The organism is Sporolactobacillus sp. BBK16-2, assembly GCF_059878335.1.
Genome location: NZ_CM187611.1, coordinates 2,385,072 through 2,398,145, shown reverse-complemented (window position 1 = coordinate 2,398,145; position 13,074 = coordinate 2,385,072). Strand labels below are relative to the sequence as shown.

Annotated in this window: 14 protein-coding genes; 13 read left to right on the top strand and 1 reads right to left on the bottom strand. The window is 44.5% G+C overall.

All coding sequences use genetic code 11. The features are described 5' to 3' along the window. Positions 1-141: 141 nt before the first annotated feature. Positions 142-591, bottom strand: coding sequence for a GAF domain-containing protein (locus AC6F33_RS11960; protein WP_500777150.1), 450 nt, complete (start codon positions 589-591; stop codon positions 142-144). Positions 592-763: 172 nt separating this feature from the next. Between AC6F33_RS11960 and refZ the strand changes: the two genes are divergently transcribed. The 13 genes from refZ (at position 764) to hisIE (ending at position 13,035) form a co-directional block, all read left to right on the top strand. Next, positions 764-1,402, top strand: coding sequence for a forespore capture DNA-binding protein RefZ (refZ, locus tag AC6F33_RS11955; protein ID WP_255745817.1), 639 nt, complete (start codon positions 764-766; stop codon positions 1,400-1,402). A 357-nt stretch (positions 1,403-1,759) separates the two neighbouring features. Further along, a complete protein-coding gene (locus tag AC6F33_RS11950) occupies positions 1,760-3,448 on the top strand; it encodes a septation ring formation regulator EzrA (protein ID WP_255745815.1) in 1,689 nt (562 codons plus the stop codon). Positions 3,449-3,558: 110 nt separating this feature from the next. Continuing rightward, positions 3,559-4,701 carry a cysteine desulfurase family protein gene (locus AC6F33_RS11945; protein WP_255745813.1) on the top strand — a complete coding sequence of 381 codons (1,143 nt, stop codon included), beginning with the start codon at positions 3,559-3,561 and terminating at the stop codon, positions 4,699-4,701. Positions 4,702-4,706: 5 nt separating this feature from the next. Further along, positions 4,707-5,906: a tRNA uracil 4-sulfurtransferase ThiI gene (thiI, locus tag AC6F33_RS11940; protein ID WP_255745811.1), complete on the top strand. Its 1,200-nt coding sequence runs from the start codon at positions 4,707-4,709 to the stop codon at positions 5,904-5,906. A 106-nt stretch (positions 5,907-6,012) separates the two neighbouring features. Next, the gene (locus AC6F33_RS11935; protein WP_093671926.1) at positions 6,013-6,204 is read left to right on the top strand and encodes an alpha/beta-type small acid-soluble spore protein; all 192 of its coding nucleotides are present in this window, start codon (positions 6,013-6,015) and stop codon (positions 6,202-6,204) included. A 327-nt stretch (positions 6,205-6,531) separates the two neighbouring features. Beyond that, positions 6,532-7,728, top strand: a complete 1,197-nt coding sequence (locus AC6F33_RS11930) for an ATP phosphoribosyltransferase regulatory subunit (protein WP_480948444.1) — start codon at positions 6,532-6,534, stop codon at positions 7,726-7,728. Continuing rightward, positions 7,725-8,375, top strand: coding sequence for an ATP phosphoribosyltransferase (hisG, locus tag AC6F33_RS11925; protein ID WP_480948443.1), 651 nt, complete (start codon positions 7,725-7,727; stop codon positions 8,373-8,375). The genes AC6F33_RS11930 and hisG overlap by 4 nt, the downstream gene beginning before the upstream one ends. Continuing rightward, positions 8,362-9,645, top strand: coding sequence for a histidinol dehydrogenase (gene hisD, locus AC6F33_RS11920; RefSeq protein WP_480948442.1), 1,284 nt, complete (start codon positions 8,362-8,364; stop codon positions 9,643-9,645). Before hisG ends, hisD begins: the two co-directional genes overlap by 14 nt. Continuing rightward, complete coding sequence (gene hisB, locus AC6F33_RS11915; RefSeq protein ID WP_255745801.1) at positions 9,638-10,231, top strand: imidazoleglycerol-phosphate dehydratase HisB; 594 nt, start codon at positions 9,638-9,640, stop codon at positions 10,229-10,231. The genes hisD and hisB overlap by 8 nt, the downstream gene beginning before the upstream one ends. Continuing rightward, entirely contained in the window at positions 10,228-10,887 is a 660-nt protein-coding gene (gene hisH, locus AC6F33_RS11910; protein WP_500777149.1) for an imidazole glycerol phosphate synthase subunit HisH, read from the top strand. Before hisB ends, hisH begins: the two co-directional genes overlap by 4 nt. Next, positions 10,887-11,609, top strand: coding sequence for a 1-(5-phosphoribosyl)-5-[(5-phosphoribosylamino)methylideneamino]imidazole-4-carboxamide isomerase (hisA, locus tag AC6F33_RS11905; RefSeq protein ID WP_500777148.1), 723 nt, complete (start codon positions 10,887-10,889; stop codon positions 11,607-11,609). The genes hisH and hisA overlap by 1 nt, the downstream gene beginning before the upstream one ends. Beyond that, positions 11,609-12,367 (top strand): imidazole glycerol phosphate synthase subunit HisF, encoded by a 759-nt coding sequence (gene hisF, locus AC6F33_RS11900; protein ID WP_255745795.1) that lies wholly within the window; start codon positions 11,609-11,611, stop codon positions 12,365-12,367. Before hisA ends, hisF begins: the two co-directional genes overlap by 1 nt. Continuing rightward, positions 12,364-13,035 (top strand): bifunctional phosphoribosyl-AMP cyclohydrolase/phosphoribosyl-ATP diphosphatase HisIE, encoded by a 672-nt coding sequence (hisIE, locus tag AC6F33_RS11895; protein WP_255745793.1) that lies wholly within the window; start codon positions 12,364-12,366, stop codon positions 13,033-13,035. The genes hisF and hisIE overlap by 4 nt, the downstream gene beginning before the upstream one ends. Positions 13,036-13,074: the final 39 nt, after the last annotated feature.

Sequence of the window (13,074 nt, the reverse complement as noted above, 5' to 3'; positions counted from 1 at the left end):
CACCTTCGCCCAGGCAGTCTAGGTTACGCAGTACACCTCTTTCTAACAAGAGGAACAAAATAGAAAGGCTTTAGACCCATACAGTGCTGCCTCATTTTACACGAACGCAATTATACCTTTTTCAAGAATGATTTGTCAAGCTTATAAATAAGCAACCAAGGTTTCCGCATATGCCTCAAGAAATTGCTGGTCGTCCTCGGAAAAACGGTCGCAAACCGGACTATCAATATCAAGCACGCCGAGCAGTTCACCGTCTTTGATTAGGGGAATCACAATTTCTGAGCGTGATGCCGCATCACAGGCAATGTGACCGGGAAATTCATGAACATCAGGTACGCGAAGAATTTCTCGTTTTTGGGCAGCAGTTCCGCATACACCTTTTCCCATGGTGATACGCACACAAGCTGTTTTCCCTTGAAAAGGACCGAGGACAAGCTCATTGTCCTCGGTAAGATAGAAGCCGACCCAATTTATTGTATCGAGGCATTCGTTCAGCCATGCTGAAGCATTCGCCAGGTTCGCTATTTGGTTTGATTCGTCCTTAATTAGTGATTCAAGCACTTGAATTCTTGTTATATTGACAGAATTCATTTCTTTTCACCCCGATCAAAAGAGAAAGTACCTTAATTTTAGCAGAATGAATCGAATTTTTCAGCATATATGTCGAATGGTTTTAAAAGGGTAGACGCCATTTAAGACGAACGTTTATAGTAAAGAGGTCAATGGAAGCCGGCCCAGTCAATAAAAGAGAGGGGATCACGGGATGCCGACTAAGAGCGTGGATCCAGCAAGCGGAAAAAAATCGAAAGACGCGGTCATTCACTCAGCGCTTAAATTATTTAATATGAGCGGCTATGACGGAGTATCTGTGCGTGCGATTGCATCGGATGCCGGGGTAAATATCGCGCTTGTCTCTTATTATTTTGGTGGAAAACAGGGGTTATTAGAACATTTAATGGCTGCGTTTTTTGAAGGTTATCTCAGCACGTTGGAAAAATCAGAACAAGATTCGAAGGAGCAGGCATCGCCTGCAGAACGATTGACCACCATCGCAGAACAATTAATCCGTTATCAGCAGCGTTATTTTTATCTTTCACGCTTTGTCCATCGTGAAATGACACTGGACAATCAACTGGTGCGGGAACTGATGTCCAGCTATTTAGTGAAGGAAAAGTTTCTTTTTGAACGCATTTTTAAGCAAGTATTAAGTGATAGCCGGACGAATCAATTGCAAGCGGAGTTTGTGGTCATTGAGTATCGAGACATGATCATCATGCCGTTTCTTCAGCCGCAATATTTAAGAGAAGTTTATTTCATGCAGCCAAGTGGGCGCAGCTTTCTTGAACAATATACCCGTCACATTCATGACTGGGCATACCGCCTGTTTAATCAATCGGAATAAGTCACTAATGGTGTTCTTGATAAGAAGCAGAAGAGTTATGATTCAATGTGCTTCTACACTTCTACATATGAAGAGTTTTGATTGTTTCCGTCCCGATTCCTTGAGTGTATTATTTATTGCGATGGCCATCAATCAGGAGAAATTTTATTGCTAACCGAAGATCATTTATACAGATGTCGAAATGTTAAAGCACTCGTCAGAGATCATTCGGAGCTGGCGAGTTTTATTTTACCTGCAATCTTATCACATTAAAATCGACAGTTTCTTTAATTTATTGACCTTAAATCACTTTATTTTGTTACAATATAATCATTACAACAATGTGTGCGTTCCATGCGAGAATGGGGGAAATTCCGTATGTTGTTTGTTTTAGTCGGTCTAATCTTAATTATTGTCTTTATTATTGCTTACGGCACTTGGATGAGAAAGAGAACATTTGGCGAAATTGATCAGTCGGAGAGGCGCCGAGTGGAGCTCATGAATCGTCCGATGGCTAAAGAGCTTTCGAAAATTAAACAGCTGAATATGGCTGGAGATACGGAAACAAAATTTGATAAATGGCATAAGGACTGGGACACGATTATGAGTCAGTCACTGCCCGGGATCGAAGAGACACTTTTCAATGCGGAAGAACTGACGGAAAAGTATCGTTTTCATAAAGCAGAGCTTCTTATAAAAGACGTGAACAAAAAGATGGACACGATTGAGAAGCATATTGAGGAAATCTTAAACGAGCTCAATATCATTGTGGAGAGTGAAACGAAAAATCGCGAAGACGTTACACCGATTAAAGAGATTGTTCATCAGATAAAGAAGGACATTATCACAAAACGAAGCCAATTTGGCCGGACACTCCCCGCACTCGAAAGTTCCATTAAAGAAACTGAAGACAAACTGAAGAAATATGAGTCGGAGACAGAGAACGGAAATTATTTAGACGCACGGCAAATATTAATCAGTGTCAGGCAATATGCCGATCAGCTTGGTGATCAAATCAAACGTGTTCCGGAATTGTATCACGATCTTGAAAAGAACATTCCGGATCAGATGCGCGAGCTTCGTCAAGGCGAGCAAGAGATGACTGAACAAGGCTACTTATTGGCACATCTGCAAATGGACAGTCAGCTGGAAGAGGCTGAGAAACACCGCCAACTGCTTGTAACAGCAGTTGACCATCTTGAGCTAGATGAAACAAGCGAAGGATTGAAAGGTGTTCATGAGCAGCTGGACTGGCTCTATACACAGCTTGAAAAAGAAGTGGTCAGCAGGCGCAGACTTAAAGAAATAACGCCGCCTCTTGAAGATAATTTGAATCGTGTCGAGGAAAAAATTAAGCAGCTGAATGATGAGACCGAAAACATCAGGGACAGCTATCATATAACCGATGATGATTTGAAAATGCAGCGTGATCTGAGCAAATCGTTTCAAAAGCTGGAAAGTGTATTCACTGAAACGCAGGAAGATGGCAACGAGGAGGCATTCAGTTCAATCTTTGTTAAGCTTGAACGCTTAAAAACGGAATTGACGGACATGGAGACGGTGGCAGACGAATTCAATGAAAAAATTAAAGCACTGCGCAAAGATGAAATGAATGCGCGCAATCAGATTCAACAGTTAAAACGCCATTTATTTGAAACAAAACAAGTAGTCCTTAAGAGCAATCTGCCGGGAGTACCCGGCTCGTTCGCAACAGCATTGCAAAAGGCTGGTGAACAGCTTAAGTCTGTGTATCAGAAGCTGGATGAAAAGCCATTAAATATGTCAACCGTTCAGACATTGCTTGCCCAAGCAGGCGAAGACATCGATGACGTATTCCAACAAGCGGAAAAACTGGTTGATACGGCAAACTTTGCTGAGGAAATGATTCAATATGGCAACCGTTATCGAACAGATAATCCTGAAATTGAACAGGCATTAAAAACAGCAGAACAGTATTTTAGAAATTACGACTATCAAGCGTCGGTAGAAACTGCAGTCCGTGCAATCGAAAAGAAAGAACCGAAGATATTAAAGCGTGCTGAACTATTTGCCGGCCGCCAAGCCTGAATGATGACAAAAATGAAAAACTCATGTTAAGATTCAGGCAAGGTGGGCAGTAATGAATAAAAGTCTTTATGCCGAACCTTGAGATTTTCTGAAAGGAGTCACCTATTTTCATGATTTATTTAGACAACAGTGCAACAACGAAACCGTATCCGGAAGTTATGGACACCTATCAAACGGTTTCTGAACAATATTTTGCTAATCCGTCCTCGCTCCATAGCTTAGGCGGAAAGAGCGAGCATCTCCTCACGCGCTCACGCGAGCAGGCAGCTGCACTGCTTGGTATCGAACCGAATGAAATCGTGTTTACTTCCGGAGGTACGGAGGGAAACAATCTTGCGATTAAAGGTGCAGCATTCGCCTATCGGAACCGGGGCAGGCATTTAATCACAACTGCTATTGAGCATGCCTCGGCTGGCAATGCATTTGCTCAATTGGAAGAGCTTGGGTTTGAAGTCACTTATTTGCCGGTTAACACCGATGGTCGGGTATCATTTAATGAATTTGTAAATGCATATCGCGAGGATACAATTCTAGTGTCCATGATGCATGTAAATAACGAAGTGGGCACGATTCAGCCGATTAAACAAATCGGTGAATTTTTGAAGCAGAAGCCGAAGACTGTCTTTCATGTTGATAATGTTCAAGGCTTTTCAAAGGTTCCGCTGCATTTAATGGAAAGCGGTATTGATCTGTGTACGATTTCCGGACATAAAATTCATGGACCAAAAGGTACCGGGATACTTTACGTACGTAAAGGGACACAGCTTTCTCCATTGTTCGCAGGCGGCGGTCAAGAGCATCAGCTCCGGTCAGGTACTGAAAATTTGCCAGGCATTTGCGGGATGGTCAAGGCACTTCGCATGACATTGGAGAATGAACGCGAAGGTATCGATCATTTAACGAAGCTGCAAAAGCAATTGTTTGATGGATTGGCGCATATCGATGGGGCCGTTATTCATACACCGCAACAATTGTCTGCTCCGAGTATTGTCAATGTGTCGCTTCTTGGAATTAAATCCGAAGTGCTGGTGCATGCCTTAGAAAAGAATGAAATTTATGTGTCGACCAAATCTGCTTGCTCATCAAAAGAAAGCGGTGCAAGTGGGATACTAACGGCTATGGGCATATCAGATCAGGAAGCCGAACAGGCAATACGAATCAGTATGGCTTACGAGACAACAGAATCGGACCTTGATGTATTTTTACAAACGCTGACCGAAAAAGTTGGTCAGTTAAAGACGGTAATGAGGTGAACTGAGTGATTTATGACTATTTGGTGGTTCGTTTCGGAGAAATCACCTTGAAGGGCAAGAACAAAAAACAATTTGTTGTCAAGTTGGAAAATGATGTACGTGAAAAGCTGCGCCGATTTCCTCAGGCTGAGATTAAACGCCATTTTGATGATTTGGAAATTAAACTAAATAATGAAAAATCGGCTGATGTGCTTGCTGTTCTGAAGAAGGTTTTTGGCATTCAGAATATCTCGCCGGCGATTAAAGTAGGTACTGATCTTAATGAGATCCGTGCAGGCGTTCTTAGAGTAGCTGAGCAGGAAAAAGGTGCTCAAACATTTAAAATTGCCGCGCGTCGAAAAGATAAGCGTTATCCAATTCATGGAAGCGAGTTAAATCAGGAACTGGGCGGAGATGTTTTAAAGCATTGCGATTGGCTGAGTGTTGATGTGCACAATCCTGACTTAATGATACGCGTTGAAGTGGGCTACCATGAAGCACGTATCTATGGTAAAGAAGTCATCGGTGTCGGCGGTCTTCCGGTAGGCACCAGTGGAAAGGTCATGCTGCTCTTGTCCGGTGGAATTGACAGCCCGGTTGCCGCCTATTTAACAGCGAAACGAGGAGCTTTGATTGAAGCCATTCATTTTCAAAGTCCTCCTTATACAAGTGATCGTGCCAAACAAAAAGTGATGGATTTATCAAATAAACTGCGTGAGTTCGGTGGCAAGTTTGTTTTGCATCTTGTACCTTTCACGAATGCTCAAGTCGCGATTCGCGATGCGGTACCTGAGGATTATCGAATTACGATTATGCGTCGTCTGATGTTTCGTATTGCAGAAAAAACGGCTGTTAAACGGGGAGCTTTGGCTCTCGCAACTGGAGAAAGCTTGGGACAGGTGGCAAGTCAGACTCTGGAGAGCATGAATACAATCAATGCTGTAACCAATCTTCCGATCCTTCGTCCGTTAATTACAATGGATAAGATTGATATTGCTAAGATCGCAAAACAGATTGATACGTATGAAATTTCCATTCGTCCGTACGAAGATTGCTGTACCATTTTTCTGCCTAAGGCACCGAGAACGCGCCCGGATCGAATTCATGCGGAGCGTTTTGAACGCAAGCTTGCAGTTGATGCATTAGTAAATGAAGCAGTAGAAGGTATTGAAACGATTGTGATTGATAACGATTCAAATCAGGATGCTGTGAGCGAGCTCTTATAATCGGAGAATTTTTGATCTGATCATTGAATTGCAATAATTACCATTCCTCCTTGTGCATGTAGAACTTAGACTCTGCACAATATAATGGCACAAGGAGGTGAGAGACATGGCAGAAAATAATAGCAATCAGATCCTTGTTCCAGGTGCAGAAAAAGCACTTGAACAAATGAAAACGGAAATCGCTTCTGAATTTGGTGTACAACTTGGCCCTGATACAACTTCACGTGCCAACGGTTCTGTTGGTGGTGAAATTACGAAACGCCTCGTAGCAACTGCATTGAGCAGCGGCAAGTTCTAATCTTGAATGAACCTTCAAAAAAGATCTTTAAAGAGCGGCTTCGGCCGCTCTTTTTCAATTTGTTCTGTTATTGGATTGTATGGGTGTCAAAATGTACACGCACTTATGCAGCGATGGGGCTGCAGAAACAGGTACCTTTATTATATTTATACGACTGAATGAATTCGGAAAAAGAATAGAACCTATTGACTATTTCCAGTATTTCCTCTAAAATACACATTACATGCTTTACTATGCTAATGAGATAAAGTAACGGGATTTTCTTTTATTATCCATTTCATACATAATAAAATAAAGAGAATGAATTTTGAGAGGGAGAAAAGATTGATGTCACAACCCTATATGTTTGAAAAGCCGCTCGGACTGCGTGATACATTACCGCGAGCACAACAGGAAATTTCACGATTAGAACTTATCTTTCAGCGTGAGCTGCAGCGCTGGGGGTACGATTTTATTAAGACTCCCGCTTTGGAATATGCGGAAACGATTGGTCGGGCATCGGCAATTGCCGACAATCGTCTCTTTAAATTTCTAGATGCTGAAGGGCATCCTGTGGTTTTGCGGCCCGATATGACGACGCCGATTGCCAGAATAGCGGCATCGAGCTTGAGAAATGCACCGCTTCCTCTTCGCCTGTCGTACACGGCAGATCTTTATCGTAGTCAGCGTAAGGAAGGCGGCCACCCAAGCGAATTCGAACAGACGGGGGCAGAACTCATTGGCGATGCAACGCCATATGCAGATGTAGAAGTGATTTCATTAATGATGAGCCTTCTTGAGAAAAGCGGACTTGCGTCAGTGAGGCTTGCCGTTGGTCATGTCGGTTTTGTGAACGCCTTTTTCTATGATCTTGTTAAGGATAAAGAAATTGTAAAACAGCTGCGAAACCTGCTGTACAATAAAAACGATGTCGGCTTTCATGAATATGTAGCATCACTGAATCTGCCGATCGATGCAGCAAAACGACTGAACGCATTTGTTGACTCCAGAAGAATGAACAATGAAGAAACATTGGCGTACATTGAAACCTTGGTGTCGGGTTCCGCAACTCCGGTGCATTCTTATTATCGAAATATTTTAGAATTGATTCACTTGCTCAAACTGGATCATTTAGAATCGCAGATCGATTTGGATATCACTCTTGTACCTCATTTAAGTTATTACACCGGATTCGTTTTTCAAGGATTCGGTGGTAATCTCGGATTTCCGGTTGCGAGCGGAGGAAGATATGATGATCTGCTTGCGAAATTTAACCGCCCATGTCCTGCCACCGGATTCGGAATTCGGCTTGACCGGCTGATGAGCGCCATTAAAATTCCTGATGATAAAAGATCCAAGCGCAAAAGTGCAGTCATTTATAACCGCGAAAACGCAGGAATTGCGATGCGATTTGCTGCTGAAGAACGAGAAAAAGGCCACGCCGTTGTTCTGCAACACGCGGATGGGATCGATAACCCGGATACATTCGAACAACAATTCGAATCGGTCAACTATTTTTTGGATAGAACGGAGACTGGAGAATGAATCAATCAGTAATAACAATAGCAATGCCTAAGGGACGAATTTTCGGTGATGCATGCAAGCTCCTAAGAAATGCCGGGTTTCGGCTGCCGGATACCTTCGAAACAACACGGAAGCTGATTCTTGATTTGGAATCCGAACCGTTTCGCTTTATTCTCGCAAAGCCGGTTGATGTTCCGACCTACGTTGAGTACGGGGCAGCAGACCTTGGCATTTCCGGAAAAGATGTATTGCTTGAAAGTGGAAGAGATGTGTATGAAATGGTTGACTTGGGAATCAGCAAATGTCACATGGCGGTCGCAGGGCTGCCGGGTCATCAAAGCCGTAATCCTTTTCTTAAGATCGCAACAAAGTATCCGAACATCGCATCTGATTTTTACCGCAGGCGCGGAGAACAGGTGGATTTGATCGCATTGAACGGTTCCATTGAATTGGCGCCAATTGTAGGACTTGCCGATGCCATCGTTGATATCGTTTCTTCGGGACAGACACTGAAAGAAAACGGACTTGTAGAGTATGACCGGCTCCTCGATATCAGTTCAAGGTTGATTGTTAATCCGGTCAGCTATCGATTGAAAAAAACACAGATCGATCAAATTGTGGAAAAAATGATCAGAGCAACGGAGGGGACCAAGATTGGAATGGATTAAGGATGGAAATTTGGATTTCTTAAACAAAAGAAAAGTGGAAGCCAAGGAAGAGGCACAAAAATCCGTCGCATCCATCATCGCAACCGTGAAATCTGATGGAGACAATGCATTGAAGAGCTACACGAAACAGTTTGACGGGATTGATCTAGAATCCATTCGTGTGACTGAGGAAGAGAAACATGAGGCCGCATCTCGTGTTCCGGAACAGGTGTTAGAAGCAATCAAACAAGCAGCAAGGAACATTCGCGCTTTTCACGAAAAACAAGTACCGAAGTCTTGGACAGAAACCGTGGATATGGGAGTCGTACTTGGTCAAAAAGTAACCGCACTTGATTCGGTCGGAGTATACGTTCCCGGCGGTACGGCCTGCTACCCATCATCAGTTCTTATGGGCGCTATTCCGGCACTTGTGGCAGGAGTAAAACGTGTTGTACTCGTTTCTCCTCCTCAAAAAAACGGACGGATTGCGGATGGTGTACTTGCTGCGGCACGTGAGATCGGCATTCATGAAATTTACCAAGTTGGCGGTGCGCAGGCCATAGCGGCGCTTGCTTACGGAACCGAATCAATAAAACCAGTGGACAAGATTGTCGGACCCGGCAACCTCTATGTTATGCTCGCAAAAAAGCATGTGTTTGGCGATGTTGCGATTGACAGTCTTGCAGGACCAAGTGAAATTGCTGTTGTGGCCGATGAGACGGCTGATGCTGCATGGATTGCAGCGGATCTCTTGTCCCAGGCTGAACACGACCGTCTCTCGATGCCGGTGCTCGTGACGACTTCCGAATCATTCGGAATGGATGTAGAAAAAGAAATTGAAAAACAGCTTCAGGATCTGCCACGTGTTGACATCGCCTCCGCTTCGGTGAACAAACAGGGGAAAATTATTTTGGTAAAGGATATTCGAGGAGCAGCGACAGTCATTAACAGGATTGCACCTGAACATCTGGAGCTTGCGACGCATGATCCGCATGTAATTCTTGAATTGATCCATAATGCAGGCGCTATTTTCTTGGGCAAGTACAGTTCGGAACCGGTTGGCGATTATTTCGCGGGTCCGAATCATATTATCCCAACCAATGGTTCGGCACGCTATGCCAGTCCTCTTGGCGTTGAAAGCTTTATCAAGCATTCAAGTATCATTGAATACAGTGATGAGGCGCTTCAGGCGAACGGACAGGCAATTGCCGCATTTGCCCGATTTGAAGGACTGGAAGGGCACGCACGTGCGGTAGAAAAAAGAATGAAAGGTGCGGTCATTCATGGATAAACGAACGGGTTACGTGGAACGTGATACTTTTGAGACACAAATTAAACTAAAATTTTCCATTGACGGAAATGGCGAATCACATCTTGAGACGGGTGTGCCTTTTCTGACTCATATGCTTACGTTGTTTACCAAGCACGGGCTGTTTTCACTTGATGTGGATGCGCAAGGCGATACTGAGGTCGATGATCACCATACGACTGAAGATATCGGAATTTGCCTCGGAAAAGCGATTCGTGAGGCAATTGGCGATAAAAAGGGCATCAATCGCTACGGCTATGCGGTTGTTCCGATGGATGAGGCACTGTCAGAGGTCGCCATTGATTTAAGCGGGAGACCCTATTTTGTTTTTAACGGAGAGCTTCCTTCGCAGAGGGTCGGGACATTCGATACAGAGCTTGTAAAAGAATTCCTTGATAAACTATGTATCGAGGCACAGATGAATCTTCATGTCACCATCCGTTATGGAGAAAATACCCACCACATGATTGAATCGGTATTTAAGGCACTCGGTCGTGCCCTTGACGCGGCGACTGTTCAAAATCCAAGAATTCAAGGGGTTCTGTCGACGAAAGGAACGCTGGGATGATCGGAATTGTAGATTATGGCATGGGCAACCTGTATAGTCTCAGTCAGGCATTGAAAAGGCTCGAACAATCTTATATCATCAGTGATGACCCGAGTGAACTGGACACGACAGATGGATTGATTCTGCCGGGGGTCGGCGCTTTTAAGGATGCCATGGGCTTACTTAATGAGAAGCATTTAAGTGACTATTTGAGACGTTACGCACAAACAAAACCACTACTCGGTATCTGTCTCGGCATGCAGCTTCTGTTTGATGAAAGTGAAGAAGGTGTTCTAACGGGAGGGCTTGGTCTGATACCCGGTCGTGTCGTTCGTTTCGCCGGTGTATCCGATAACGGAGTTCGCTATAAAGTGCCCCACATGGGCTGGAATACGTTGACTTTTGTCGATGCCCAATCACCTTTGCTGCTTGGGTTAAAACCGGATTATGCGTACTTTGTTCATTCTTACTATGCAGAACTGAAAAACCGCGATACATTGATTGCTGCCGCAGATTACTACGGTGAAGTACCTGCCATTGTCGGCATGGGACATGTGTTCGGGACCCAGTTCCACCCGGAAAAAAGTGGTACGTTCGGTCAGGCCTTGTTAAAAAATTATTTGCGACTGGTGTCTCAAAAAGGCGATACCTGTTCATGCGGAGAGGAGAAGTGCTGATGTTCACAATATATCCTGCGATTGATTTAATCGATGGCAAATGTGTGCGGCTGTTTCAAGGTGATTATGATCAATCCACGATTTATGGTGACGATCCAGTCGCTATTGCGCGCTCTTTTTTTGAACAAGGCGCCAAATGGCTTCATGTCGTCGATCTTGACGGAGCTAAAGCCGGACGTCCGATCAATCAAGGTTTAATCGCTCGAATGGCTGCAGAGGTGCCGATCAATATCGAGGTCGGAGGCGGTATCCGTTCAATTGAGACGGTGGAAAGCTATTTAAATCAAGGGATTAAACGTGTCATTTTGGGCAGTTCGGCAATCAGTGATCCGGAATTTTGCAAACTAGCGTTAAACTGTTACCCGGAAGCTGTCGCTATCGGACTGGATGTGAAGAATGGTAAGGTTGCGGTTCGAGGCTGGCTTGATGTTTCTGATTTGAGCGCTGCCGAACTCGCCAATCGATTGATTCAAGAGGGTGCCGAGCAATTCATTTATACGGATATCTCAAGGGACGGCGCGCTCCAAGGCGCCAATGTTGCAGCTGCCGAACAGCTTGCCGATGAAATTGGCAAGCCTGTTGTTGTATCCGGGGGCGTGACGACACTTGAAGAAGTCAAGCAGATGATTAATAATCGAAGAGTAAGCGGCGCGATTATTGGCAAAGCACTCTATACGAAACAAATCGAGCTCAGCGATGTGATCAAGGCGGTGAAACACTGATGCTTGCAAAACGAATCATTCCCTGCTTGGATGTGAAAGACGGGCGTGTCGTTAAAGGAAAACAATTTGTTCAATTACGCGACGCCGGCGATCCCGTGGAACTTGCCATGTTCTACAATCATGAAGGTGCGGATGAGCTTGTTTTTCTTGATATATCGGCATCGAATGAAGGACGAAATACAATGGTTGAAGTCGTGAAGCAGGTTGCGGCAAAACTCAACATTCCATTCACAGTTGGCGGGGGCATCCATTCACTGGAGAATATTAAAACACTGTTGCGCGCAGGTGCTGATAAGGTATCTCTGAACAGCTCAGCAGTGGCAAATCCCCAGCTGATTGCAGAAGGTGCCGACTTTTTCGGTAATCAATGCATCGTGTGTGCCATAGATGCCAAATGGAGCCCGAAAACAGGTACATATAAGGTTTATACCCATGGCGGACAAAAAGAGACGCCGCTTGATGCCGTTGAGTGGGCGAAGAAGGCGGTTGCGCTCGGCGCAGGAGAAATATTGCTGACGAGTATGGATCAGGATGGGGAAAAGAAGGGCTTTGAACTGAATCTGACAAAGAAGATAAGCGAAGCGGTTGATGTTCCTGTTATTGCTTCAGGAGGCGCCGGGAAAGCTGCTGATTTTCTCAATGCTTTTGAAGAAGGCAAAGCCGATGCTGCGCTTGCTGCCTCAATTTTTCATTACAAAGAAACGTCAGTCGCAAGTGTAAAGACGTTTTTAAAACAAAAAGGAGTGGCCATTCGATGAATGTTGAAACACTAAAATTTGATAATAACGGACTCATTCCTGCAATTATTCAGGATGCGCAAAGTAAGGAAATCCTCATGATGGCTTATATGAACAAAGAATCGATTGCAAAATCGCAGGAGAGCGGTGAGACGTGGTTCTTTAGCCGCGAGCGCCAGGAACTGTGGCACAAAGGTGCGACTTCAGGAAATACGCAAACAATTGTAGACTGGTCGGTGGATTGCGATGCTGATACTTTGCTTATCAAAGTAAACCCAGCCGGTCCGGCATGTCATACAGGAAAATACAGCTGCTTTGTTCCGGAAAAGAGCGACAAGCAGGAAGCTGTTGCTGCTGGAGCAGACCGATTTGAAATTCTTGCCGAATTGGAGCATGTGATAGCCGAGCGTGAAGCAGAACGTCCGGAAGGTACGTATACGACCTACTTGTTCAACGAAGGAATTGACAAGATCCTTAAGAAAATTGGAGAAGAAACTTCCGAAGTGATTATCGCTGCCAAGAATCGATCCGTTGCTGAATTGGAGTGGGAAGTTTCCGATGTGATCTATCACACCTTAGTCATGTTGCGCGAGCAAGGAGTAGGTTTTGATCGTGTGTTGCGCGTTCTTGAAAAGCGCCACCGCGATAAAAGTGAATTTCAGCGTGAAAAAGCGAAAGATGTTGACTAACTATTAATTCCCGGGAGGCTTGTCCTCTCGGGTTTTTGT

What these genes read in the sequence shown, in the direction of transcription:
- AC6F33_RS11960 (WP_500777150.1), bottom strand. Translation starts at nt 591, where the DNA reads ATGAATTCTGTCAATATAACAAGAATTCAAGTGCTTGAATCACTAATT.
- refZ (WP_255745817.1), top strand. Translation starts at nt 764, where the DNA reads ATGCCGACTAAGAGCGTGGATCCAGCAAGCGGAAAAAAATCGAAAGAC.
- AC6F33_RS11950 (WP_255745815.1), top strand. Translation starts at nt 1,760, where the DNA reads ATGTTGTTTGTTTTAGTCGGTCTAATCTTAATTATTGTCTTTATTATT.
- AC6F33_RS11945 (WP_255745813.1), top strand. Translation starts at nt 3,559, where the DNA reads ATGATTTATTTAGACAACAGTGCAACAACGAAACCGTATCCGGAAGTT.
- AC6F33_RS11935 (WP_093671926.1), top strand. Translation starts at nt 6,013, where the DNA reads ATGGCAGAAAATAATAGCAATCAGATCCTTGTTCCAGGTGCAGAAAAA.
- AC6F33_RS11930 (WP_480948444.1), top strand. Translation starts at nt 6,532, where the DNA reads ATGTCACAACCCTATATGTTTGAAAAGCCGCTCGGACTGCGTGATACA.
- hisG (WP_480948443.1), top strand. Translation starts at nt 7,725, where the DNA reads ATGAATCAATCAGTAATAACAATAGCAATGCCTAAGGGACGAATTTTC.
- hisB (WP_255745801.1), top strand. Translation starts at nt 9,638, where the DNA reads ATGGATAAACGAACGGGTTACGTGGAACGTGATACTTTTGAGACACAA.
- hisH (WP_500777149.1), top strand. Translation starts at nt 10,228, where the DNA reads ATGATCGGAATTGTAGATTATGGCATGGGCAACCTGTATAGTCTCAGT.
- hisA (WP_500777148.1), top strand. Translation starts at nt 10,887, where the DNA reads ATGTTCACAATATATCCTGCGATTGATTTAATCGATGGCAAATGTGTG.
- hisF (WP_255745795.1), top strand. Translation starts at nt 11,609, where the DNA reads ATGCTTGCAAAACGAATCATTCCCTGCTTGGATGTGAAAGACGGGCGT.
- hisIE (WP_255745793.1), top strand. Translation starts at nt 12,364, where the DNA reads ATGAATGTTGAAACACTAAAATTTGATAATAACGGACTCATTCCTGCA.